Source organism: Leucobacter sp., assembly GCF_053528595.1.
Window position 1 is genome coordinate 1 of record NZ_JAIVPF010000096.1, and the last position, 22,796, is coordinate 22,796.

General features: G+C 71.3%; 18 protein-coding genes. 4 read left to right on the plus strand and 14 right to left on the minus strand.

Going from position 1 to position 22,796, the window contains the following annotated elements; all coding sequences use genetic code 11:
- Positions 1 to 491 precede the first annotated feature (491 nt).
- Entirely contained in the window at positions 492 to 1,430 is a 939-nt protein-coding gene (locus tag ACWKZU_RS18785) for a 3-methyladenine DNA glycosylase (protein WP_449283894.1), read from the plus strand.
- A gap of 43 nt (positions 1,431 to 1,473) precedes the next feature.
- On the opposite strand, the gene ACWKZU_RS18790 is transcribed toward ACWKZU_RS18785, so the two are convergent.
- From ACWKZU_RS18790 to ACWKZU_RS18825, 8 genes are all read right to left on the minus strand, one after another.
- A complete protein-coding gene (locus tag ACWKZU_RS18790; RefSeq protein ID WP_449283866.1) occupies positions 1,474 to 2,532 on the minus strand; it encodes an Rv2578c family radical SAM protein in 1,059 nt (352 codons plus the stop codon).
- Between the two features lie 153 nt (positions 2,533 to 2,685).
- Positions 2,686 to 6,909 (minus strand): DUF5979 domain-containing protein, encoded by a 4,224-nt coding sequence (locus tag ACWKZU_RS18795; protein WP_449283867.1) that lies wholly within the window; start codon positions 6,907 to 6,909, stop codon positions 2,686 to 2,688.
- Between the two features lie 295 nt (positions 6,910 to 7,204).
- A complete protein-coding gene (locus ACWKZU_RS18800) occupies positions 7,205 to 9,637 on the minus strand; it encodes a LuxR C-terminal-related transcriptional regulator (RefSeq protein ID WP_449283868.1) in 2,433 nt (810 codons plus the stop codon).
- Between the two features lie 201 nt (positions 9,638 to 9,838).
- The gene (locus tag ACWKZU_RS18805; protein ID WP_449283869.1) at positions 9,839 to 10,138 is read right to left on the minus strand and encodes a chorismate mutase; all 300 of its coding nucleotides are present in this window, start codon (positions 10,136 to 10,138) and stop codon (positions 9,839 to 9,841) included.
- Positions 10,139 to 10,149: 11 nt separating this feature from the next.
- Positions 10,150 to 11,436 carry an adenylosuccinate synthase gene (locus tag ACWKZU_RS18810; RefSeq protein ID WP_449283870.1) on the minus strand — a complete coding sequence of 429 codons (1,287 nt, stop codon included), beginning with the start codon at positions 11,434 to 11,436 and terminating at the stop codon, positions 10,150 to 10,152.
- A gap of 84 nt (positions 11,437 to 11,520) precedes the next feature.
- Complete coding sequence (locus tag ACWKZU_RS18815; protein WP_449283871.1) at positions 11,521 to 11,940, minus strand: DUF3151 domain-containing protein; 420 nt, start codon at positions 11,938 to 11,940, stop codon at positions 11,521 to 11,523.
- Between the two features lie 53 nt (positions 11,941 to 11,993).
- Positions 11,994 to 12,761: a hypothetical protein gene (locus tag ACWKZU_RS18820; RefSeq protein WP_449283872.1), complete on the minus strand. Its 768-nt coding sequence runs from the start codon at positions 12,759 to 12,761 to the stop codon at positions 11,994 to 11,996.
- Between the two features lie 3 nt (positions 12,762 to 12,764).
- Positions 12,765 to 13,253, minus strand: a complete 489-nt coding sequence (locus ACWKZU_RS18825; protein WP_449283873.1) for a YajQ family cyclic di-GMP-binding protein — start codon at positions 13,251 to 13,253, stop codon at positions 12,765 to 12,767.
- A gap of 406 nt (positions 13,254 to 13,659) precedes the next feature.
- Between ACWKZU_RS18825 and ACWKZU_RS18830 the strand changes: the two genes are divergently transcribed.
- The 3 genes from ACWKZU_RS18830 to ACWKZU_RS18840 all read left to right on the plus strand — a co-directional run bounded on the left by ACWKZU_RS18830 (position 13,660) and on the right by ACWKZU_RS18840 (position 17,237).
- Positions 13,660 to 15,102 carry a dicarboxylate/amino acid:cation symporter gene (locus ACWKZU_RS18830; protein WP_449283874.1) on the plus strand — a complete coding sequence of 481 codons (1,443 nt, stop codon included), beginning with the start codon at positions 13,660 to 13,662 and terminating at the stop codon, positions 15,100 to 15,102.
- A 236-nt stretch (positions 15,103 to 15,338) separates the two neighbouring features.
- Positions 15,339 to 15,779 (plus strand): YciI family protein, encoded by a 441-nt coding sequence (locus tag ACWKZU_RS18835; protein WP_449283875.1) that lies wholly within the window; start codon positions 15,339 to 15,341, stop codon positions 15,777 to 15,779.
- 189 nt (positions 15,780 to 15,968) lie between these two features.
- The gene (locus ACWKZU_RS18840) at positions 15,969 to 17,237 is read left to right on the plus strand and encodes an RNA polymerase sigma factor (RefSeq protein ID WP_449283876.1); all 1,269 of its coding nucleotides are present in this window, start codon (positions 15,969 to 15,971) and stop codon (positions 17,235 to 17,237) included.
- Here the strand turns inward: ACWKZU_RS18840 and ACWKZU_RS18845 are convergent.
- The 6 genes from ACWKZU_RS18845 to ACWKZU_RS18870 all read right to left on the minus strand — a co-directional run bounded on the left by ACWKZU_RS18845 (position 17,234) and on the right by ACWKZU_RS18870 (position 22,702).
- Positions 17,234 to 17,947 carry a hypothetical protein gene (locus ACWKZU_RS18845; protein WP_449283877.1) on the minus strand — a complete coding sequence of 238 codons (714 nt, stop codon included), beginning with the start codon at positions 17,945 to 17,947 and terminating at the stop codon, positions 17,234 to 17,236. The two genes, ACWKZU_RS18840 and ACWKZU_RS18845, sit on opposite strands and share 4 nt — an antisense overlap.
- 14 nt (positions 17,948 to 17,961) lie before the next feature.
- Positions 17,962 to 18,885: an ABC transporter ATP-binding protein gene (locus tag ACWKZU_RS18850; protein ID WP_449283878.1), complete on the minus strand. Its 924-nt coding sequence runs from the start codon at positions 18,883 to 18,885 to the stop codon at positions 17,962 to 17,964.
- A complete protein-coding gene (locus tag ACWKZU_RS18855) occupies positions 18,882 to 19,250 on the minus strand; it encodes a GntR family transcriptional regulator (protein WP_449283879.1) in 369 nt (122 codons plus the stop codon). The genes ACWKZU_RS18850 and ACWKZU_RS18855 overlap by 4 nt, the downstream gene beginning before the upstream one ends.
- Positions 19,251 to 19,370: 120 nt before the next feature.
- Positions 19,371 to 20,561, minus strand: a complete 1,191-nt coding sequence (locus ACWKZU_RS18860) for a M20 metallopeptidase family protein (protein WP_449283880.1) — start codon at positions 20,559 to 20,561, stop codon at positions 19,371 to 19,373.
- A gap of 76 nt (positions 20,562 to 20,637) precedes the next feature.
- A complete protein-coding gene (gene hpaB / locus ACWKZU_RS18865; protein WP_449283881.1) occupies positions 20,638 to 22,092 on the minus strand; it encodes a 4-hydroxyphenylacetate 3-monooxygenase, oxygenase component in 1,455 nt (484 codons plus the stop codon).
- Positions 22,093 to 22,159: 67 nt separating this feature from the next.
- Positions 22,160 to 22,702: a flavin reductase family protein gene (locus ACWKZU_RS18870; protein WP_449283882.1), complete on the minus strand. Its 543-nt coding sequence runs from the start codon at positions 22,700 to 22,702 to the stop codon at positions 22,160 to 22,162.
- Positions 22,703 to 22,796: the final 94 nt, after the last annotated feature.

Genomic DNA, 22,796 nt, shown 5'->3' on the forward strand with positions numbered 1-22,796 from the left:
GAGCAGTATGCTCAAGGGATCACGCGCGCTCGGTCGTGCTCGCAAGCTGTTCGGGATGATCGCGGCGACCGCGGTCGCCGCGATCATCCCGAACAGCTTGCGAGCACGACCGAGCGCGCGTGATCCCTTGAGCATACTGCTCCCTTACGTTCCCCACGGCCCGTCCCCCACGGCCCATCCCGGTTGTCTCACGCGCGGCGCTCCCCGGGCGCGCGCATGCATACCTTCAAAACCGTAGTGCGCGCACGGCTCCCGTGGAGGTTCGCGAGGGTGAAGAAGCGGGTGAAACCTTCGCGGGGCCGAGGATCGCGGCGGCGCCGCGCGGTCCCGGCCGGGCCGCGGCGCGGCCGCCGGCCGCATCGGGATCCCGGCCCGGCCTCCGCCAGCCGGCCCAGCTCCGCGACGATTCCCGGCGGTACACTCTCCGCGTGACTCCTGCCGCTCTCGACGCCGCCCCGGCCCGCCCGTCCGCGGCGCCGGAACGGGCGACGATGGCGGCTTCGGCACCGGCTCCCGCAGCGGGGACGTCGACGACGACGCTCGCCCCGGAGGTCTGGCGCGCACGCGAGATCGCCCACGAGCGCCGCGCCGACGTCCTCACCGCGGCGCACCGAGAACGCCGGCGGCGGGGCGAGGCCCACCCCGTCGAGGACTTCCTCTGGACCTACTACTCGGTGAGGCCCAACGAGCTGCGGCGCTGGCATCCCGGAGCAGGCGCGACGCTGCAGGAGGCCGCCCGGCAGCGAGAATCCTGGCGCTACTACGCGGCGGTGGCCGGCTCGCCCGCGGACGCCGCCGTCGACGCGGCCGCGTTCTTCGCGAAGCGGGGCGGCACGGTCGACTACGTGGAGCAGCTGCTCGCGGCCACACTCGGGCGCACCCCGAGATACGGCTGCTTCGGGCTGCACGAGTGGGCCATGGTCTACCGCATGACTCCCGAGCAGCTGCGGCACGCGGCGCTGCCGCTGCGCATCGGTCACGCCGCGACCGATCGTGTGGTCGAGACGCACCCGATCGGCTGCAGCCACTTCGACGCGTTCCGCTTCTTCACCGCCGAAGCCGCACCGCTCAACGCGCTGCGGCCGACGCGGGAGAACCAGCCCGGCATGGAGCAGTCCGGGTGCCTGCACGCCGGCATGGACGTCTACAAGTGGGCCGCGAAGCTCGGCCCGATCGTGCCGGGCGAGCTGCTGCTCGACTGCTTCGAGCTCGCCCGCGATATCCGCCAGGTCGACATGCAGGCCTCGCCCTACGACGTCACGGGATACACGGGCGCCGCAGGCGAAGCGCTGCTCCCGATTCCCGTCGAGACGGCCGCGGGCAAGCGCGAGTACGTGCGGCGGCAGCGGATCTTCGCCGAGCGCGGGAACGCGCTGCGCGAGCGCGTGCTCTCGGCGATCTCGATCGCCCGCGCGGCCCGGGGGGCGTAGGCCGCGCGGATCGGATCGGAGCCGCTCCCGCCTCGACCAGACCTCAGAAGAGCGTGGGCGCGGGATCGCCCGGCACGGCCGCCGCGAGACGCCGCTCGGGCGGCGAGGGCGCGCGCGGGGCGCGATCCCGACCCGACCACTCCAGACCGTAGCGCCGGATGAGCGGGCGGATTCGAGCGGCGAGCTCCATGCGGTACGCCTGCGGGGCGCGGCTGGCGCTGCCCGGGTAGAGGGAGCGGTACATCGGCAGCAGCTCCGGGTGCTCGCGCTCGAGCCAGGCGAGGAACCACGGCTTCACGTGCGTGCGCAGGTGCAGGGGGCCGTACATCACCGAGCGCGCTCCCGCATCGCGGATGTCTCGCAGCAGGGGCTCGAGCTGGGCCGCCGAGTCGGTGAGTCCGGGCAGCACCGGCATGAGGAACACGTCGGGTGCGAAGCCCGCATCGCGCGCCGCGGCGACGGTGGCGAGCCGCGCCTGCGTGCTCGGCGTGCCGGGCTCGACGGATCGCTGCAGATCGGGGTCGGCGACCGCGATCGACATCGCCAGCTCGACGGGCGCGCGCTCCGCCGCCTCGGCGAGCACCGGCAGATCGCGCCGCAGCAGGGTGCCCTTCGTGAGGATCGACAGCGGCGTGCGCGCGCGTGCGAGCGCCCCGATGACCCCGGGCATGAGCCGGTACCGGCCCTCGGCCCGCTGGTAGGGGTCGGTGTTGGTGCCCAGCGCCACCGCGTCGCCGCACCACGACGGCTTCGCGAGCTCGCGTCCCAGCACCTCGGCCACGTTGACCTTGACGACGACCTGCGAGTCGAAGTCGCGACCGGTGTCGAGGTCGAGGTACCGGTGCGAGCCCCGCGCGAAGCAGTAGACGCAGGCGTGGGAGCAGCCGCGATAGGGGTTGATGGTCCACGAGAAGGGCATGGACGACTCGCCCGGCACCCGGTTGAGGGCGCTCTTCGCGAGCACCTCGTGGAAGACGAGCCCGGCGAACTCGGGAGCCCGCACCGTGCGCAGGTGCCCCGGCACCGCGGCGACCTCGCCCAGCTCGAGGCCGGGCAGCGCCGCCCCCGACGTCGCCCCTACGCTCTGACCGCTCCACCTCACGCACTCATTCGAACATATGTTCGAATGAAAGTCCAGTCCGGACCGGAATGCGCGAGAGCGCGCCCCTCATCGAGAAGGGGCGCGCTCTCGCGGGTCGCCGCCGATGCCGCGGGTCGGCCGGAGTGCCCCCCGACCGCCCCGCAGCGATCCGCGCTACGCCCGCTTGCGGGTGCGGCGCTGCAGCACGAGCACCGCGGCACCGAGGCCGAGCAGCAGCGCCGCAGCCGCGACGATCCCGCCCACGGTGGCGCCGGTGGTGCTCAGGCCATCGCCGCGCTCACCGCCGGTGCCCCCGACATCGCCACGATCCCGGTACTCGTTGTCGAGCACCAGCCCGGCCGACGCGAGCGCCTCGGCACTCACCGTCACCGTCGCGGTACGGCCGTCGGAGTCGACGGTCATGCCCTCGCTCCCGGCGCTCCACTCGGCGCCGACCCACTCGGCGCCGGCGGGGTTCTTCCCGGCCTTCTCCGTGAGGGTCACCTCGGTGCCGATCGGGAAGCCGTCGATCGCGACGGACTCCTCCGGGGTGACCGTCACCTCGCGCCGCTGCTGCTCGCCGAGCAGATCGGTCCACTCCACGATGATCTCGAAGGCGGTGTCCTCCGGAACCATGCCCTCGCCCGAACCGCTGACGATCTTGGTCAGCTCGAGGCTGCCCACCGATGCCAGTACGCCATTGGTGAGGAGGAGCTCGTGCGCGCCCGCGGGCTGCACGGTCAGGGTGGCGGTGCCGTCCTCGTGCACGACGAGATGGTCGTCGGCACTCCAGACCGGGGTGAGCCACGTGAAGCGGCTGCCCTCGGCGGGCTTGGCCTCCGACAGCGTCACCTCGGTGAACGCCGGGAGATCCTCGCCGAACTCGACCGAGCTGCCGTCGGTCGGCACCACGAGCGTCTTCGACTGCGGCACCAGTTCGCCGCCCTCTGTGATGTTCCAGGTCGCGGTGACCTCGACCGTGTCGGGCACGTCGGCGTCATCGGCCAGGATGCCGTCGAACTGCTTCGAGAGCGAGAACGTACCGGCGGTCCAGTTCGCCTCGTTCGTCACGGAGACGAGCGTCACGTCGTCCTGCTGCTCGGAAACCACCACGGTCGCAGAGCCGTCTCCGGCATCGGTGACCCCCGTGCCGCCGAAGGAGATCGTGCCCCAGTCGACGGTGTCGATCGCGGGGCGATCGCCCTCGGTGATCGTCACGACGGTGCCCGCGGGCAGGTCGACGCCCAGGGGCGTCGGCTCGCTCGCATTGATGAGCAGCTCGCGCGACTGCGGTTCGCCGTCGGCGTCCTCCCAGGTCGCGGTGACCGGGAACTCCGCGTCGGCCGGCACATCGGCGACGGCTTCGCCGGCGAGCACCTTCAGCAGGCTGATGCCCGCAACCGACGTGGCGGCGTGGTTCTCGAGCACCACCGCAGCGTCGGCCGTGCGGCCGATCGTCACGATCGCGCTGTTCCCCTCGCCGGCCGCGACGTTCGTGCCGCTCCAGCCCGGTGCGCCCCAGGCGATGCTCGAGCCGTCCACGAGGGGCGTCTCGGTCAGGGTCACCTGCGTGCCGATGAGCAGGTCGTGGCCGAACGCGACGGGGGTGCCGTCGGTCGGAACGGTCAGCTCCTCGGTCTGCGGCTCGCCGCCCTCCTCCTGCCAGCTCGCCGTCACGGAGACCGCGCCGGGAACCGCCGGGTTCTCGGCCTGATCGCCGGTCACCAGCTTCGAGAGCGAGAAGGTGCCCACCGTGCGCGAGGCCGAGTTCGTCACGGTCACCGCCGCCGGGGTGGCCACGTGATCCGCGGTGATGGTCACCGGATTCGGCGAGACGACGGGGGTCGCCCAGGTGAGCGTGTCGTCATCGGCCGGCTGCGCCTCGGTCACCGTCACGACGGCCCCGATCGGCAGATTCTCCAGCGTCTCCGATTCGCCGCCCTTGAGCGTGAACGTGCGATCGGCCTGCGCGGGGACGTTGCTCCCCAGGCCGCTCACGTCGATCGCCGCGGTGAAGGTGAACTCCTGCTCCAGGGCGTTCGGGTGGGTCGCCGCGGTGCCCTCGATCACCTTCGCGATCTGCATCTGCCCGAGCTGCGCCTCGTTCGTCAGCTCGACGGCGACGTTCGAACGCGGGCTGATCGACGCCGTGGCGACGGTCCCGTCCTCGCTGAGCACGATGCCCTCGCCCTCCGCGAACCGCGGTGTGCCGAAGGACACGCCGGGCACGGTCGGGAAGGTCGGCTCGGAGAGCTCGATCGTCCAGCCGTTGCCGCGCTGGAAGTGCCCGCTCACGGCCTCGCCGTTCAGCGGGACCGCGAGGGTGTAGGTGTTCTCCGGCGTCGAGGCCCCGGGAGCGAACTCGCGCACCTGCACGTCGAAGGTCGTGCCGTCCGGCACGAAGGCCGCGCCGGCGCCCGTGATCTTCTTGGAGACCGCGACCGAGCCCTTGGCGACGCCCGTGCCCGTACCCGAACCGGAGTAGTTCATGGTCACCTTGCCCGAGCGGTCGACGCCCGATCCGGTGATCTGGTTCGTGTACTCGGTGCCGCGCGCGTCGATGCCGCCGCTCGTGGTGCAGGTGGTGTACGAGATCACATACTGGTAGTCGCGATCGAACTCGCCGCCCTCCGGCTGCCCGATCGTGAGCGTCAGCGTCTGCCCGTCGATCTCGGCGACGGTGAGGTCGGTGAGGTTCGCGGGGTTCGGGGTCAGCCCGCCGCCCGAGATCTGATCGAGCACGCGCACGTTCAGGCCCAGACGCGCCTCGAGCCCCTCGCTGGGATCGCCCGCCACGCAGACGCCGTGGGTCTCGCTGAGCACGTCCTCGAGCACGAGCTCCTCCAGGCCGTCGACCCGCTCACCGGGGATCGTGACGGTCCAGTCGAGCGTCGTGAACGCCGAGTGCTCGACCCCGTCGAGGGTCTTCGCCGCGGTGTTCAGGTTGCCGCTCTTGGCGTAGCTGCGACCGGGCACCTCGGCGGTCCCCGTGGTGACCTGGCCGTCGACGGAGGCGGAGTTCGCGTAGACCGTGCCGCCCTCGGGCAGCTCCTCGCTCGTCACGTACGTGTAGTAGGTGATGATGTAGCGCCAGTCCGAGGTCTTGAACGCGAAGTCCTCGGTGTTCTCGATCGCGAAGGTGACGTTGAACGCGTTGCCGCTCTGCGAGTTGATCGTGCGCTCGAGCTCGTCGGTGACCTCGCTCCGGCGATCGCCGCTCGGGCCGTACTGCTCGTGCACCGTGAGGCCGCTGATGGTGTCGGCGCCGACCTCGTGTCCGCTGCCGAGCGACTCGGCGAGGGTGAAGCTGTTCTTGCCGACGAGCTCGCTGCCCGGAACCGTGACGGTCCAGCGGATCTTCCCGTTGCGCTCGGTGCCGCCGAGCACGGAGCCCGACTTCGCCACGCTCTGGTGCCAGGGACGGTTGGTGACCTGCCCGATGCCGATGCCGGCCTCGCCCCAGCCCTCGATCTCGGCCGAGTTGGTGTAGACGGTGCCCGCCGGATCGATGTTGCCGTCCGGGGTGCAGGTCTGGTACTTGATGCGGTAGGTGACCCCGGCGTCGAAGCCGCCCTCGGGGGCGTTCAGGTCGATGCCGAACGAGGTGTCCCCCGGCGCGCCGTCGAACTCCGCGAGCTCGGTCACGTTGACGACCGTGTCGCCGCGCACCGTCTGCACGATGAATCCGGTGGGGTCGCACAACTCGTGGCCCGCTCCCAGCGTGTCGGTGATGTGGGCCACACTGCCCCCCGCGGCGACCAGCGAGGCGCCCGGGATGTCGACCGTCCACGTCATCGACCAGTTGTTGCCGTTCATCACGCCCGACTTCGACACCTCGTCGGGGAGCGTGATGCCGCTGTCGATGCCGCCCTCGCCGGGCAGCTCCACCACGCCGGAGACGCCGTTGAGGTCGAACTCGACCTGCTCCTCGGTGGTCTCCTGCACCGCGCGGGCGTCGAACTGGAAGGTGCCGCGGATCTCGTCCCAGCCCTCGACCGCTTCGGTGAAGGTGCAGGTGAGCACTCCCGTGCCGTTGTCGGGCACGCAGCTCGCCCAGGTGACGATCTCGCCGTCGCCGTTCGGCCCCGTGAGGTCGATCGGCGGTGCGGGCAGCACGAAGTCGAACACGTCCGGCAGGCCGAGCGTGAACGTCTCCCCCGGCTGCGGGTTCGCGTCCGTCGCGTCCCACTCGCCCGTGATGGTGAATTCGTCGTTCACCGTGAGCTGCCCGGTGAGCTCGTTCCCATCCGGGTCGGTCAGCTTGATGTTGGAGATCTCGACGTCGGGGTTCGTCCCGACCGCCTGGGCCGGAGCCGCTCCGACTCCGCCGACCACCAGAGCACCGCCGAACAGGGCTACGGCGAGCCCTCCGGCGATCCACCTCCCGGCACTTCTCATTGCACGTCTGAAAGCTCGTTTTCGCACGATGACTTCCGCTCCCTCTCCTTGGCATGACAAGACCGCCAATAGCTCGCTGTCCCCACGTCAGAGCTATTTCCCCTCCGTTATCCAACCGGAGGTATGGGTCAAGGACCTAGACAAAGGTCGAATAATTCACCCTGATCTTCACCCTTTGGCCAATCCCGCGAGGCGGCCGCAGGCCGGGGAGGGAGGGCCGCCGCACTCGTTCCCGCGCCCGGCCGACGCGCGGAGCGCTGAGAGGAGCAGCCCGGAACGACAGACCGCCGGCGCTTCAGACCGCCGGCTCCTCCAGCAGGCCCAGCACCGCGGCACGGGTGAGCGCGGCCTCGCGGGAGGACACCCCGAGCTTGCGATAGACGGTGCTCAACTGCGACTTCACGGTGTTGCGCGACACGAAGAGCCTCGCTGCGATCTCGTCCAGCGCGCCGGTCTCGGCGAGCGCCGCGAGCACCGCCTGCTCACGACGGGTCAGGCTCGCCACGGGCGCCTCCACGCTCTCGAACGATTCCGCCTCGGCGCCCATGAGCGAGACGATCGCGGGCGCGACGCCCGCTCGGAGCAGCGTCTCGCCCAGGGCGTCCCGATCTCGCGCGGCGACGGCGCGCAGCGGGGCACGCAGGCCCGCAGCCCGGATCAGCTCGGCGATGCGCCTCGCCACCGTCTCCGCATCCCGCCGGTGTCCGGCCCGCAGCGCCGCGCAGGCCAGCACCAGCTCGGCCTCGAGGCGGTTCCGCGGCGTCGGGGAGGGGGCCTTGAGCACCCGCTGAGCCTGCACCGCGGCCGCGGCAGGGCGATCCAGCGCCAGCTCGGCCCGCGCGAGGGCGAGGCGGCACGACGAGCTGTGCTTCGCGGACCGGGCGGCGATCCGCCGGGCGGCGTTCGGCTCCCCGGCGGCGAGGCGGAGGTCGGCCTCCGCCGCGTCCAGCAGACCGCGCGCCATCGCGGTTCCGGGCGTGGAACCCCGCTGTTCACGGAGGCGCGCGAGCCGCAGGAGCCCGGCATCGACCTCGCCCGCGAGACGATCGCGGCGCGCGCGGACCAGCGCGTACAGCGTCCAGTGCTCGACGATCTCGGCGATCGGCCCGGCCTCGGCGAGATAGCGCTCCGCGGCGCTCGGGTCGCCGTCTTCGAGGGCGAGCACCGCCATGCCGAGGTTGAAGAAGTCGGCCGGGCTGGATTCCCGCCAGCCCGGGGGCCACTCCGCCGCGTCCGCCTCGGCCAGCAGCCGCCGCGCGAGCGGCAGCTCTCCGCTCAGTGCCGCGAGGCCGGCGCGCAGGGAGAGCGGGTCGACCCGGTCGGCCCTTCCGGCCTCGATGTGCGCGGCATCCGCGAGTTCCAGGCATCGCCGGGCGAGATCGAGATCCCTGAGGTAGAAGGCGCCGATCCCGAGGTGCACCTGCAGAGTCGGCCCCATGCGGCCCAGCGCGCCGAAGTCCTCCTCCGTCAGCGCCGAGAGATCCTGCGCCGCCCGCCGGATGAGCGGAAGCGCCCGCCCGGAGAACGGCGTCAGCCGCAGCGCGGCCGCCTCGAACGCGCGGTAGACGACGCGCTCCCGGTGCAGGCCGCGGTTGGGGTGCAGCCGCTGGAACAGGGACTCCGTGGAGAGCAGTTGCAGTGCGCGCGGCCGGGTGCGCGGATCCATGTTGGAGAGCAGCACGAGCATGACGGTGAGGGCGGGATACCCGCGGAGGCCGGCAGCCGGGACACCGGTGAAGATCTCGTAGGTCTCGTCGCGCGTCTCCAACAGCTCGATCATGTTGGCGAAGACGACCTCGGTCGCGAGGGCGGGATCGTCCAGCTCGAACGCCGCCCGCAGGGCCTGCAGCGGATCCCGCGCGATGAGCGAGCCGCGCACCGCGGCGGCGACCAGGCGCCGCCGCTCGGGTGCCGGCACCTTCCGCTCGGAGTCCTCGAGGAGCACGCTGCGCATGAACGGGTGGAGGCGCAGCCAGTCGCCGTCCCACTCGGCGAGTCCCGCCTCGTCCAGCACAGCGGGCAGCTCCTCCGGGATCCCCCACAGCGCCAGGATCGCCCGGTCGACGCGGGGCAGGAGGGCGACGCGGTACGACGCCTCCGCGCGTCCGGGGCGCTCGGCGAGCACCCCGTGCACCCTGCGCCGGAGTCGCTCCCGGGCGCCGGAGACCCGTCCGAGTGCCTCATCCGCCTCGGCCCGCACCGCGATCGCGAGCCCCTCCGACCGGCGCAGCAGCTCCTGCCGGGCGGCGTCGTCGTCGAGCAGGCCGGCTTCGCGGAGCTCCTCCAGGGTGACGCGCAGATCCGACGGCCCGATGACATCGAGCGCCGCGTCGGACGCCGCCGCGATCTCCCGAACGGTCCGGGCGCTCCGCGTGGCCACGACCGCGCGCAGCCCCGGGGCGCGGTCGATGAGCCCGCCGAGCCGCTCGAGGTGCGCACCGTCGATCCGCTCCCCGGCATCGATCACGAGCACACCGGCCTCAGCGGCGGCGAACGCCTCGATATCGGCGAGCGGCAACCCTCCGCCCTCCGGCTCGCACCAGAGCAGCGGCGTGTCCACCGAGGCCGCCCACGAGGCGATCAGCGTCGTCTTCCCGGAGCCGAGCGGACCGTGCACGACCGTGATGTCGGGCCAGGAGGCCAAGCGCTCCACCAGGCGCGGCCGGGGGAACGCGCTCGCCGGCACCCGAGGGGCGCGCCAGTCGCCGCGGGCTGCTCCCACATCCATCACCACCTACGCACGGCACCGTCACGAGGTCGCGCCGCGAATCGGTCCTCGAGGCGCACGAGATCCCGGCTGCCACTCCGGTGATCTCACTCTAATACCCGGAACGCGCGGGGAGGATCGGGGGCGCGACCGGCTCCGGCCCGGGGGCCGGCCCCGGGGCGCATCGAGACGCCCGGTCACGAGCCCGCGAAGCGGCCCCGGCTACTCGACCTCGCCGGCGAGCCGGGTGTGGTGCTGGATCACCTCGGCCACGACGAAGTTGAACCACTTCTCCGCGAACTCGGGGTCGAGGTGCGCGTCCTCGGCGAGTGCGCGCAGCCGCGCGGTCTGCCGCGCCTCCCGGGCGGGATCCGAGGGCGGCATGTCGTTGTCGGCCTTCAGCAGGCCCACCTCCTGCGTGCAGCGGAAGCGTTCGGCGAGCATGTGGATCAGGGCGGCATCGATGTTGTCGATGCTGGCGCGCAGCTGCTCGAGTCGTTCCTGCGGCGTCGGCTCGCTCATACGGCCGCCTCTCAGTCGAGCAGATCGTGGCGCACCACGACCTGCTCCCGCTCGGGGCCGACGCCGATGGCGGAGATGCGGGAGCCGCTCATCGCCTCGAGCGCCAGGATGTAGTCCTGCGCGTTCTTCGGCAGATCCTCGAAGCGGCGCGCACCCGAGATGTCCTCGGTCCACCCCGGGAACTCCTCGTAGATCGGCTTCGCGTGGTGGAAGTCGCTCTGGTTGACCGGCATCTCGTCGTGCCGCACGCCGTTCACGTCGTAGGCGACGCAGACGGGGATCGTCTCGAGGCCCGACAGCACGTCGAGCTTCGTGAGCACGAAGTCGGTGACGCCGTTGATGCGAGCGGCGTAGCGCGCGATCGGCGCGTCGTACCAGCCGCAGCGGCGCGGACGCCCGGTCGTCGTGCCGTACTCGTGGCCCACGCGGGCCAGGTGCTCGCCGTTCTCGTCGAAGAGCTCCGTCGGGAACGGACCGGCGCCGACGCGGGTGGTGTAGGCCTTGACCACCGAGATCACGCGGTCGAGCTGGTGCGGGGGGAGGCCCGACCCCGTGCTGGCACCGCCCGCGGTGGCGTTCGAGGAGGTGACGAACGGGTAGGTGCCGTGGTCGATGTCGAGCATGGTGGCCTGACCGGCCTCGAACAGGATGGTCTGCTCCTGCTGCATCGCCTCGTGCAGCAGCAGCCCGGTGTCGCACACCATCGGCTCGAGCATCTCGCGGAAGCTCAGCAGGTCCTCGGTGACCTCCTCGGGCGAGATGGCGCGCCGGTTGTAGATCTTGACGAGCACCTGGTTCTTGAACTCGAGCGCCGCCTCGACCTTCTGCTGCAGGATGCTCTCGTCGAAGATGTCCTGGATGCGGATGCCGACGCGGTTGATCTTGTCGGCGTACGCGGGGCCGATCCCGCGCCCGGTGGTGCCGATCTGGCGCTTGCCCAGGAATCGCTCGGTGACCTTGTCGAGCGTGCGGTGGTAGGCCGTGATCACGTGGGCGTTGGCGCTGACCTTCAGCTTCGACACGTCGACGCCGCGGCTGCTCAGCGCATCGAGCTCCTGCTTGAGCACGCCGAGATCGATGACCACGCCGTTGCCGATGACGGGCACGACACCCGGGGTGAGGATGCCGGAGGGGAGCAGGTGGAGCGCGTACTTCTCCTCGCCCACGACCACGGTGTGGCCGGCGTTGTTGCCGCCGTTGAACTTGACGACGTAGTCGACACGGCTGCCGAGCAGATCGGTCGCTCGCCCCTTCCCCTCGTCGCCCCACTGGGCACCGGTGATGAGCACTGCGGGCATCTCAGCCCCTTCCTTCGGCTTAGGCAGTTACCGAGCCAGTCTAGCGAGGCCCGCCGACGGCCCCGCTCAAGAGCCCGCGCCGCCTCAGCCCGCGGGAGCCTCGATCCGCTCGATCGCCTCCGGATCCGCGCCGTCGAGGAACTCGGTGAGCCGATCCACCTCGCTCTGCTCGCCGATGTGCGCGGCCGCGCGACGCAGGGCGTAGAGCGCGCGCAGCACGCCGCGGTTGGGCACGTGGCTCCACGGAACCGGACCCGCGCCGCGCCAGCCCGACTTGCGCAGCGCGTCGAGGCCGCGGTGGTAGCCCACGCGGGCGAAGGCGTACGCCTCGATCTCGCGCCCCTCCGCGTCGGCGATATCGGCGAGCACCGCCCACGCCAGGGGCGACTCGGGGTGCGCGCGCACGACGGTCTCGGGATCCGCGCCCGGCTGCTGCGCGGCGGCCACCGCGGGATCCTCGGCCAGCAGAGTGGGCTCGGGGCCCAGCAGGTTCTCTCCGATCATGGGGCCAGTCTATTGCGCGCCCCCGCGTCGGATCCCGGCGCCGGTCTCCCCGGCTACGGCGCCAGTCGCAGCGAGAGGAGCACGCGCTTGAGCGTCGTGTACTCCTCGGTCCCCATGAAGGCGCGCGCCTCGTCCATCGAGGCGAAGGTGCGCGGCGGCGCGGGGTTGGCCTCGGAGCCGTCGACCTGCACCGCGTCGGCGAACGCCATAGGCCCCTCCTGCACGCGCAGCAGGTTGTAGTACATGCAGCTGGGGGCGGGCGCATCGTCCGACACCGACAGGCTGGTGACGACACGATCCGCGAGCTGTGCGGCGCGGAAGACGAAGCGCGGCGGCACCGATTCGACAGGTGCCGCGTCCGCCGGCGGCGCATAGCCCGGCAGTTCGAGCGCCTCGCTGTCGAGCTCCTCGATGGTGAGCACGGGCAGCGCGTCGGTGCAGGCTCCCCCGAGCCCCTGCACCCCGGTCAGCAGATGGAGCCGCACCGCGCCGGCGGCGTCGAGCACCTCGAGCTGGTACTGGTCCTCCGCGGCGTACTCGGACGGGATCTCCCGCACCTCCCAGTCCGGCGGCACCTCGAAGCTCTGGGGGAAGCGCGGGTCGGAGAAGCGCTCCCACGGCTCCTCGGTGGGCTCCGGCGTCGGGGCCGGAGTGGTCGGATCCGGGGTGGGCGTCGGCGAGGGGGTCGCGGTCGTGGGAGGCGGCCCGGGCTCCGGAGCGCACGCGGTCGCCCCGGCGCACAGCAGGATCGCGACCGCACCGACGAGGATCCGCGCCCCGCGCGGGATCCCCGACCGCCCCGTCCCCCGCGCGACCGCCATGGGCTAGCGGAAGTTGACGAACTGCAGGGCCACGTCCACGTCGGCCCCCTTGAGGAGCGCGATGGTGGCCTGCAGGTCGTCGCGGCTCTTCGAGCTGACGCGCAGCTCGTCGCCCTGGATCTGCGACTTCACGGTCTTGGGGGCCTCGTCGCGGATCAGCTTGTTCAGCTTCTTCGCGGTCGCCTGGTCGATGCCCTCCTTGAGCTTGGAGTCGATGCGGTACTCCTTGCCGCTCGCGTACGGCTCGCCGCTGTCGAGCGCCTTGAGCGAGAGCCCGCGCTTGATGAACTTCGACTGCAGCACGTCGAGCACCGCGTTCGCGCGCTCCTCGGTGCTGGCCTTGATCTGGATCGACTCGCCGCTCAGCGACACGTCGGCACCGACGCCCTTGAAGTCGTAGCGCTGCTCGACCTCCTTGCGGGCCTGGTTGACCGCGTTCTCGACCTCCATCGAGTCGATCTTGCTCACCACGTCAAACGAAGAATCAGCCATGCCCTCAGCCTACCCCGCATCCACCTCCTCTCGCCCTGCCCCGCCCGCGCCCCGTGCCCCTGCCCCGCCCGCGCCCTCGATCCCCCGGCTGAGTGTGCGCAGATCGTCGGAATCCCCCTCGAGTTCCGACGATCTGCGCACACTCAGACGCAGCGCACGAGATACGGGCCACCCAGGACGACGACGCATGAGAGGCACCTGCGCCTGTCCCTGTCCCTGCACCTGCACCTGCACCTGCACCGAGCGGATCCGCATCGACGAATCTCAATGCCAGGCATAATCTGGGCGAATAGTTTGTTAGGATACTCGTTGGCTCGGGCGCAGTGGCTCCGCGGTCGGGCGGGAGATCCGCGCGCGCGGATCCTGCGCCCCTCTTCTTTCCACTCGCTCCGAAAGGAACACGAACGTGTCCGCAACCACGGCAGCCCCGCAGCAGGCCCGCCGCCTGCCCAAGTGGGTCACCTCCTTCGGCTGGCAGATCCTCGCCGCCCTCGTGCTCGGCCTCGTGCTCGGCGGCATCGCCATGTCGCTCGGCCCCGACGCCGAGGGCAATACGAACGGCCTGCACGCCACCCTCGCCACCATCGGCGGCGGCTACGTCTCGCTCCTGCGCGCCGCCGTCGTGCCGCTCATCTTCACCGCCATCGTGTCGAGCATCGTCGGCCTGCGCCGCGTCACCAACGCCGCGCGCCTCGCGGGGCAGACCCTGCTCTGGTTCGCCATCACCGCGCTCATCGCCGTGACCATCGGCATCGCGCTCGGCGTCGTGCTGCGACCGGGCGCCGCGGCCTCGCAGGCGGAGCTCGAGACCGGCGATCCCTACACCGTCGGCACCTGGTGGAACTTCCTCACCGGCCTCATCCCCTCCAACTTCCTCGGCCTGACGGTGGGCGGTTCGGCCGACCTCGAGACCGGCGCACTCACCGCGAGCCCCGGCTTCAACGTGCTGCAGGTCATCGTGATCTCCGTCGCCGTGGGCATCGCGGCGCTCAAGATCGGCGAGAGGGCCGAGCCGTTCATCCGCCTCACCGAGTCGGCCCTCGCCGTGATCCAGAAGGTGCTGTGGTGGATCATCCGCATCGCCCCCATCGGCACGCTCGGCCTCATCGGCAACGCGGTCGCCGAGTACGGCTGGGACAAGATGGGCTCGCTCACCTGGTTCGTCGCGGTGCTCTACCTCGGCCTCGCCATCGTGCTGTTCGTCGTCTACCCCGTGCTCGTGAAGGCGCACGGGCTGTCGGTGCGGCAGTACTTCTCGGGCGTGTGGCCGGCCGTGCAGCTGGGCTTCGTGAGCCGCTCGTCGATCGGCACGCTGCCGCTCACGCAGCGGGTCACCGAGCGCAATCTCGGTGTGCCGCGCGGCTACGCCTCGTTCGCCGTGCCCCTCGGCGCCACCACCAAGATGGACGGCTGCGCCGCGATCTACCCGGCGGTCGCCGCGATCTTCATCGCCCAGTTCTTCGGCATCGAGCTGACGATCGTGCAGTACCTGCTCATCGTGCTCGTCTCGGTCGTCGGCTCGGCCGCCACCGCGGGCACCACGGGCGCCACCGTCATGCTGACGCTCACCCTGTCGACGCTGGGGCTGCCGCTCGAGGGCGTCGGCCTGCTGCTCGCGGTCGATCCGATCATCGACATGGGCCGCACCGCGGTCAACGTCGCCGGCCAGGCGCTCGTGCCCGCCATCGTCGCGAAGCGCGAGGGGATCCTCGATCTCGACCTCTACGACGCGCCCCGCAAGGGCCTCGCCTTCGACAACGACGACGTGGCGGCTGCCGAGGCCGCGGGCTCCGGCTCCGGACCCTCGCCCGACGAGATCCGGGATCCCGAGCCGGCCGCTCGTCCGTAGCGGATCCGCGCGATCGCCGAAGCGGGAGTCGCCCTCTGCTGCCGTCCGAGAAGGAGTGCAGCGGAGGCGCGGCTCCCGCTCTGCGTTTCGCGGCGGGTGGGAGACGGAACCGCTCGCCCGGATCTCGTCGCGGGCTCCGGAGAAAATTTCCGGGGCGGTGTCGATCCACGCGGTTCCCATTCGACGTATTGAGTGAGAGGGTCGAGAAGAACCCTCCCGGCGAATTGGAGAACATCATGAAGTACATGCTGATCATGCGCGACACGGACGAGGCGTACGAGGCGTCGAAGGAGGTGCCGTTCGAGGAGATCCTCGAGGCCATGGGACGCTACAACGAGGAGCTGATCAAGGCCGGCGTCATGGCGGGCGGCGACGGGCTCGCGCCGCCCGAGGAGGGGTTCGTCGTCGATTTCTCGGCCGATCCGCCGCTCGTCACGGACGGCCCCTACGGCGAGACCAAGGAGCTCTTCAACGGCTTCTGGATCCTGGAGGTGTCCTCCCGGGAGGAGGTCGAGGAGTGGGCCAAGCGCTGCCCCCTCGGCCCGGGCAGCAAGCTCGAGGTGCGCCGGATCCCGGGCATCGACGAGTTCCCGCAGGACAACGAGTGGGTGCAGAAGGAGAAGGAGCACCTCGCGAACGCCGAGGCCCGCGCCCAGGAGCGGACCTCGGCGGAGTGAGGCGAGCGGCCGGGACGGGGCGGTGCGCGACGCGGGCAGGCCTGAGCGCGGCGCGCGGCGCCCCGCGCGCGGGCCGGAAGGCGGAGTGAGCGCTCGCGACCCGAGGCGGCGGCACGAAGAGCCCGGGCACGAGCAGCACCGGCGAGGGGCGCCCCGACATGATGCAGCACCGCCGCGAGCGGCAGCGGCATGAGAGACGCTGAGGAGACCCGGCGCGCGATCGCGGCGGTCTGGCGCATCGAATCGGCCCGGATCGTCGCGACGCTCACGCGCTCCGTCGGGGACTTCGGGCTGGCCGAGGATCTCGCGCAGGAGGCGCTGGCCGACGCGCTGTCGCAGTGGCCCGACACGGGCGTGCCGCGCAATCCGGCCGCCTGGCTTACCGCGGTCGCGAAGCGGAAGGCGGTGGATCACTGGCGGCGCGGCGAGCGCTACGACGCGCGGATGGCGCTGCTCGCGCAGGATCTCGAGCGCGACGCAGCGGGCACGGCCGGCTCCGCGGACGGCGCGCCGTGGGATCCCGATCGGATCGACGACGAGGTGCTCGGCCTCGTCTTCGTGGCCTGCCACCCGGTGCTGGCGCAGCAGGCGCAGGTGGCGCTCACGCTGCGGGTCGTCGGCGGGCTCACGAGCGAGGAGATCGCCCGCGCCTTCCTCGTGCCCACCGCCACCGTGCAGCAGCGGATCGTGCGGGCGAAGAAGACCCTCGCGGCGGCGCGGGTGCCGTTCGAGGTGCCGGGGCGCGACGAGTTCCCGGAGCGCCTCGCCGGTGTGCTGAGCGTGCTCTACCTCGTCTTCAACGAGGGCCACACCGCGAGCGCCGGCGAGGACTGGATGCGTCCCGAGCTGGCGCACGAGGCGGTGCGCCTCGCCCGGGTGCTGGTCGGCCTCGCCCCGCGCGAGTCCGAAGCCCTGGGGCTGCTCGCGCTGATGGAGCTCACCGCCGCCCGGTTCCCGGCCCGGGTGACCCCGACCGGCGAGCCGGTGCAGCTGGATCGGCAGGATCGCACGCGATGGGATCGCTCCGCGATCGCGCGCGGACGTGCGGCGCTCGAGCGGGTCGACGCCCTCGGGCGGGGGCGCGGCCCCTACGCCCTGCAGGCATCGATCGCCGAGTGCCACGCGATCGCGCCGACCATCGAGCACACCGACTGGGAGCGCATCGTGGTGCTCTACGAAGCGCTGGGGCGCATCGCACCCTCACCCGTGGTCGAGCTGAACCGGGCCGGGGCGGTGGCGATGGCGCGCGGTCCCGAGGCGGCTCTGCCCCTCCTCGACCGCCTCGAGGCCGCGGGATCGCTGCGCGGCTACCATCTGCTCCCGGCGACGCGCGCCGAGCTGCTGCTGCGCTGCGGCCGCGACCCCGAGGCCCGCGCGGCCTTCGCCGAAGCCGCCGGCCTGGCCCGCAACGAGCGGGAGCGCGCACTGCTCGAGGCGAAGGCCGCGGGGAGCGCCTAGCGCACCGAGGCGCGGCGCATCGCGAACCAGGTGCCGACGAGCGAGACGAGGATCACGACGATCACCCCGAGCGCCACCCCGGCGCCGGTGAGGCCCGCGAAGATCTCGCCCAGGTTCGGCGCGAGGATCAGCAGCGTGACCGCGAGGACGAGGCCCAGGCCGATGCCCATGATGGCGGGCCCCTTGTTGCCGAAGCGCACCCACACCGCGGCGAAGAGGCCGCCCACGGTCAGGCAGAAGAGCACGCCGAGGAAGGCGCTCGCGCCCAGGATCAGCGGATTCCCGGCGCCGGTCAGGTGCACGTCGAGCACGTAGATCCCGATGAACCAGTGGTTGGTGGCGAGCTCGATCCAGAGCAGCACGAGCATCAGCGCCGTGATGTAGACCGCCTGCAGGGCGTTCGCGAGCATGGTGCCGAGGATGAAGTTGCGGCGCGTGGTGCCCAGCGCGAGCGCGAAGGGATAGGTCGTGGCGACGGCCTGCACGCCGTAGTAGACGAGGAAGCCCGGCAGCGACCAGAGGATCGCCTGGTTCCACCGCGCGCCCTCGATGTACTCGGCGGATGTCGGGTCGGCGCCGGTGCCGCGCTGGATCGCGATCTGGATGATCACGGTCACCACGAGCACGAAGGCCAGGATGATGGGCGGCACGCTCGCGTAGGTGCTGAGCTTGTTCAGGTGAAGCCGGGTCACCTTGAGGATGCGGTGCATGGTGTGCTCCCTGTCTAGCGCGCACTCGTGAGTGCGGTGGAGTCGGAATCCTTCTGGTCGGCCTGCCCGTTCTCGCCGAGGCCGTAGGCCGCGACGAGATCCTGCAGGGACACGGGGCTGATCTCGAGCGCGAGCCGCGCGGCGGTCTCCCGATCCTCGCCGGTCAGCACGCCCTGCACGACCGCGGTGCCGAGGCCGCCGATCGAGCGGCTCGAGAGGGTCTCGCGGCCCCGCACGAACTCGTCGACCGCCGAGGCCCGGCCGGCCACCTGGTACGAGCCGCCGCGCAGCTCCTCCACGTCGGAGTGCCGCACGACGCGTCCGCGATCGAGGATCACGACGCGCTCGAGCAGGCGGTCCATCTCGTCGATGAGGTGGGTCGAGAGGATCACGGTGCGCGGGTGCGCCGAGTAGTCCTGCAGCAGCTCGTCGTAGAAGATGTGCCGCGCGGTGGCGTCGAGGCCCAGGTAGGGCTCGTCGAAGAAGGTGATGGGCGAGCGCGAGGCGAGGCCGAGCACGATGCCGAGCGACGAGAGCTGACCGCGGGAGAACTTCTTGATGACGGGCTTCGTCGGGATCCGGAAGAGCTCGATCAGCCGGTCGGCGGTCTGCTGCGACCAGTGGGGGTAGAAGATCGCCGCTGCGCGGATGGCGTGCTTCAGCGTGTAGTCGTCGGGGTAGCGCTGGTTGTCGCGCACGAAGCACATCTGCTCGATGGTCTCGGCCCGCTCGAACGGGTCGTGCCCGTGCACGCGCACGGCGCCCGCGCTGGGGCGATCCTGAGCCGTGATGAGCGACATCAGCGTCGTCTTGCCGGCGCCGTTGCGGCCGAGGAGGCCCGTGATGACGTTCTCGCGGATCTCGAGGGTGACGTCTTCGAGCGCCGTCGCGCCTCGGTAGCGACGGGTGAGGCCGCGTGTCTCGATTGCTGCGGTCATGATGTTGACTCCTTCGCTTCCTTCTCGATGAGTCGGACGATGTCTCCGGTCGAGAGCCCCAGCGCGTGCGCCTCGGTGAGGAGCGGGGCGATGTAGTGGTCGACGAATCCCTGCTGGCGCTCACCCGCGATGAGCGCCTTCGCGCCCGCGGAGACGAACATGCCGATGCCGCGCTTCTTGTAGAGCACGCCCGCGTCGACCAGCCGGTTGAGCGCCTTGCCCGCGGTAGCCGGATTGATGCGCAGGTACGCCGCGAGCTCGTTGGTCGAGGGCACCTGCTGCTCCTCCTCGTACACCCCTCGGAGCACGTCATCCGCGATGCGGTCCGCGAGCTGCAGGAAGATGGGGCGCGTGTCGTCGAACACCCGGCACCTCCGTTCTCGGCGAGCCGCGGGATCCGCGGATCCTCGGGCTCAGTGGTTCATTACTTCACTAATGAACCTACGCACCGATGACGGATCTGTCAACCCGCCGGGAGCGGTGGATCACTCGGAGCCGAGGTGCCGGAGCGCGAGAGCCGCGAGCGCGGCGGCCTGATCCCCCAGCACCGCGTCGTCGAACACCGCCCGGGGAGAGTGGTTCATCTCGGCCGCGGCGGGGTCGATGCCCGGCGGCGTGGCGCCCAGGAACACGAACGCGCCGGGAACCTCGTCGAGCACGAAGGAGAAGTCCTCGGAGGCCATGATCGGAGCATCGAGCTCCTCCACCCGCTCGGTGCCGAAGAGCTCGGTCAGCACGTCGAGGGCTCCGTGCGCGGCGACGGCGTCGTTGACCGTGACCGGGTAGACGACCGTGAATCGCGCCTCGGCCCGGCAGCCGTGAGCCTCGGCGATCCGCCGGGCCAAGTGCGGCAGATCCTCCCTGAGCTGCTCGAGCGCCTCGCGCGAGAGCGTTCTGACCGTCGCCCCCAGCGACGCCGAGTCCGGGATGATGTTCACAGCGCTGCTTCCCGAGAGCTTCGTGACCGAGATCACCGCCGGGTCGCCGGGCGCCAGCCTGCGGGTCGCATAGCTCTGCAGCGCGAGCACGATCTCGGCCAGCACCGGAACCGGGTCCACGGCTTCGTGCGGGCGCGAGCCGTGCCCGCCGCGTCCGTGCACCGTGACCTCGAACAGGTTCGCACCGCCCATGAGCGGGCCGGCCTTCGTGCGGAAGCTGCCGGGCACTCCCGGCAGCACGTGAACGCCGTAGGCGGCCTCGACCCGGGTGCCGGCCGCGTCGAGCACTCCCTCGTCGATCATGATGGGCGCACCGCCGCCCGCCTCCTCGCCCGGCTGGAACATGAACACGACCGAGCCCGCCAGCTGTTCGCGCATGCCGCACAGCAGCCGCGCCGCGCCGACGAGGCCGGCGACGTGCAGGTCGTGGCCGCACGCGTGCATGGCACCGTTCGTCGAGGCGAATTCGACGCCGCTCTGCTCCTCGAGGGGCAGAGCGTCCATGTCGGCGCGCAGCAGCACGGCCGGGCCGGGCCGGGCGCCGCGCAGCACCGCCGTCACGGACCCGATGGTCGCACCGGTGGAGATCTCGAGCGGCAGGCCGGCGAGCGCTTCGAGCACCGCCCGACGGGTGCGCGGCAGCTCGAAGCCGACCTCCGGATCGCGGTGCAACGCGCGGCGCAGCGCGACGAGCTCGGGCGCGAGCGCAGCGGCGCGCTGCAGCAGGTCCTCGGTCACGGATTCCTCCTTCATGATCGGAGCGGCGGGGATGCGGATGCCGAACCGCCGGATGCGGCGGCACCCCGCGCGGGGCTCAGCGCAGGAGTTCGCCGAGGCGCTCCCGCACCGGCGCGAAGTCGTAGCCGTTCACGAGCGCCGTCTTCATGCGTACAGGATCGCCGAAGAAGAAGAGTTCGTACAGGCCCTCTCGCCCGGCGAAGCCCGACACCGATGCGTCGAGCGCGAGCTTGAAGAGGCGCACCCGCGCCTCGGCATCGATGCGCGCGCCCTGCAGATAGCGGTCGAGGTCCTCCCTCTCCCGCGGGTTCTCGAGGTCGCGCTCTCCCGGCAGCGCCATGAGCCCGGAGGCGGAGAACTTCCTGATGATCTCGGGAAGCCGCTGCGACACGCTCTTCGGATACCAGTTGCGCGCCGCGTTGAGGGTGCCCCACCGCGGCAGGAAGACGCCGTCCTCGCCGACCGAGCCGTCGGCCTCGGCCGCGCGCAGCAGTGCGCGCTCGATCTCGACGTAGGTGATGAGCTCCCCCAGGTCCTCCTGGATGTGCTGATACTGCTCGATGCCGATCGCGTCGGCGACCTCGGCGGCGAGCGCGAGATAGAACTCGGTCTTCGCGAGCGTGCGGCACACGACCTGGTGGGTCATGAGTGCGCCGGCCCCGGTCCCCGAGTACCACTCGTTGCGCAGGCGCGGATTGCCGAGCAGGAAGACGCGCTCGTTCGGCACGAACACGTCGTCGAACACGACGAACGCGTCGAGCTCCTCGAAGCGGCCGGCGAGCGGTTCGTCGAGCGCACCGGCCCCGGTGGCGAGGGGCGTGCGGCAGTAGAGCTTGAGGCCGGGGGCGTCGGTCGGCACCGCGAATGCGTAGGAGTAGGGCGCGTCCTGCGGTCCGCCTCGCAGCACGGTCGAGGGGAAGACCAGCAGCTCGTCCGCGATCGGGGCGTTGGTCGCGAGCATGCGCGCCCCGCGCACGACGATGCCGTCCTCGCGCTCCTCGACGATCCGGGCGGCGATGCGCGGATCTCCCGCGTTCTCGCCCGCGGCGTCGGCGCGGTTGGTCTGGGGCGCGAGCAGCGCATGGGCTGTGAGCAGATCGTTCTCGCGCACGTACTCCGCGTAGCGCTCGACACGCTCGCCGAATACGGGATCGGCCTGCGCGAAGAAGCTGCGTGCGCTCGACAGCGCGGCGAGCGCGCTGTTCATGTAGTCGCCCGTGCGGCCCAGGAAGCCGTGCGAGGACCGGGCGACGAGCGACATCGCCTCGCGCCGCCGCACCAGGTCGGCCTCGCAGCGGGGGACGAGGAACGAGGTGCTGACGCGGTCGCCCGTGGTGGGCGACTCGAAGGTGAGCACGTCGCGGTGCGCCGCATCGTGCTGCAGGTCGTAGAGCCGGGCGAAGGCCCGCGCACTCGGCGCGAGGCGCGGGTGCTCCGCGCTGTCCGAGGTGATCCGCTCGCCGTCGAGGTAGATCTCGGCGCGTCGTTCGTTGAGCCGGTCGAGGTACTGCTGTCCAGTGCGGATGCCCATCGCGCACGCTCCGTTCTGAGTGTCGGTCGAGACCCGCGGCGCCGCTGGTGGCGGTCGCCGCCCGGTCTCAGAAGAGGTCTTCCTGGCCGCCGTCGAACTCGGGAATGGTGGTGAACCGCCCGCCCACGAACCCGAGCGCGTCGCCGCGGTGATAGTCGTAGTTCTGCACTTCCCCGAGGAAGAGCGTGTGATCGCCTCCGGGGTACTCCGCCCACGGCAGGCACTCGAACCAGCTGATCGCTCCGCCCAGCCGGGGTGCGAATTCTCCGTCGATCCAGGCGGGTTCGGCCGAACCGGGGCGTCCGGCGAACTGGCTCGCGAGGGCCTGCTGGCTCGCCCCGAGGATGTTCACGGTGAAGGGGCGACCCTTGAGGTCGTCGTGCGATCGCGCAGTGAGGCCGATGGAGGCCAGCACGAGCGGGGGGTCCATCGAGATCGAGGTGAACGAGTTGATGGTGATCCCGCGGTACTCCTCCGCGGGTCCGCGGAAGGTCACCACCGCGACGCCGGTGGCGAAGCGACCGAGGCTGCCCCGGAAGTGGTGCTGGGGCGGATGATAGAGCCGGGAGTCCTCTCGGAACCCGCCGGCGCCGGAGTGATTCGGAGTCATGCACGCCTCCCGTGTCGTCGGCGCCGCAAGGTGCGCGGCGTGTGCGGGGCGATCCCGCGCGATCATTACCATTCAATTCAATATAATGGTTTAT

Bases quoted from the DNA above. Each gene is read 5' to 3' on its own strand.
- ACWKZU_RS18785 (WP_449283894.1), top strand. From the start codon at position 492: ATGGCGGCTTCGGCACCGGCTCCCGCAGCGGGGACGTCGACGACGACG.
- ACWKZU_RS18820 (WP_449283872.1), bottom strand. From the start codon at position 12,761: ATGGCGGTCGCGCGGGGGACGGGGCGGTCGGGGATCCCGCGCGGGGCG.
- ACWKZU_RS18805 (WP_449283869.1), bottom strand. From the start codon at position 10,138: ATGAGCGAGCCGACGCCGCAGGAACGACTCGAGCAGCTGCGCGCCAGC.
- hpaB (WP_449283881.1), bottom strand. From the start codon at position 22,092: ATGGGCATCCGCACTGGACAGCAGTACCTCGACCGGCTCAACGAACGA.
- ACWKZU_RS18795 (WP_449283867.1), bottom strand. From the start codon at position 6,909: ATGAGAAGTGCCGGGAGGTGGATCGCCGGAGGGCTCGCCGTAGCCCTG.
- ACWKZU_RS18810 (WP_449283870.1), bottom strand. From the start codon at position 11,436: ATGCCCGCAGTGCTCATCACCGGTGCCCAGTGGGGCGACGAGGGGAAG.
- ACWKZU_RS18840 (WP_449283876.1), top strand. From the start codon at position 15,969: ATGAGAGACGCTGAGGAGACCCGGCGCGCGATCGCGGCGGTCTGGCGC.
- ACWKZU_RS18825 (WP_449283873.1), bottom strand. From the start codon at position 13,253: ATGGCTGATTCTTCGTTTGACGTGGTGAGCAAGATCGACTCGATGGAG.
- ACWKZU_RS18815 (WP_449283871.1), bottom strand. From the start codon at position 11,940: ATGATCGGAGAGAACCTGCTGGGCCCCGAGCCCACTCTGCTGGCCGAG.
- ACWKZU_RS18835 (WP_449283875.1), top strand. From the start codon at position 15,339: ATGAAGTACATGCTGATCATGCGCGACACGGACGAGGCGTACGAGGCG.
- ACWKZU_RS18845 (WP_449283877.1), bottom strand. From the start codon at position 17,947: ATGCACCGCATCCTCAAGGTGACCCGGCTTCACCTGAACAAGCTCAGC.
- ACWKZU_RS18870 (WP_449283882.1), bottom strand. From the start codon at position 22,702: ATGACTCCGAATCACTCCGGCGCCGGCGGGTTCCGAGAGGACTCCCGG.
- ACWKZU_RS18800 (WP_449283868.1), bottom strand. From the start codon at position 9,637: ATGGATGTGGGAGCAGCCCGCGGCGACTGGCGCGCCCCTCGGGTGCCG.
- ACWKZU_RS18850 (WP_449283878.1), bottom strand. From the start codon at position 18,885: ATGACCGCAGCAATCGAGACACGCGGCCTCACCCGTCGCTACCGAGGC.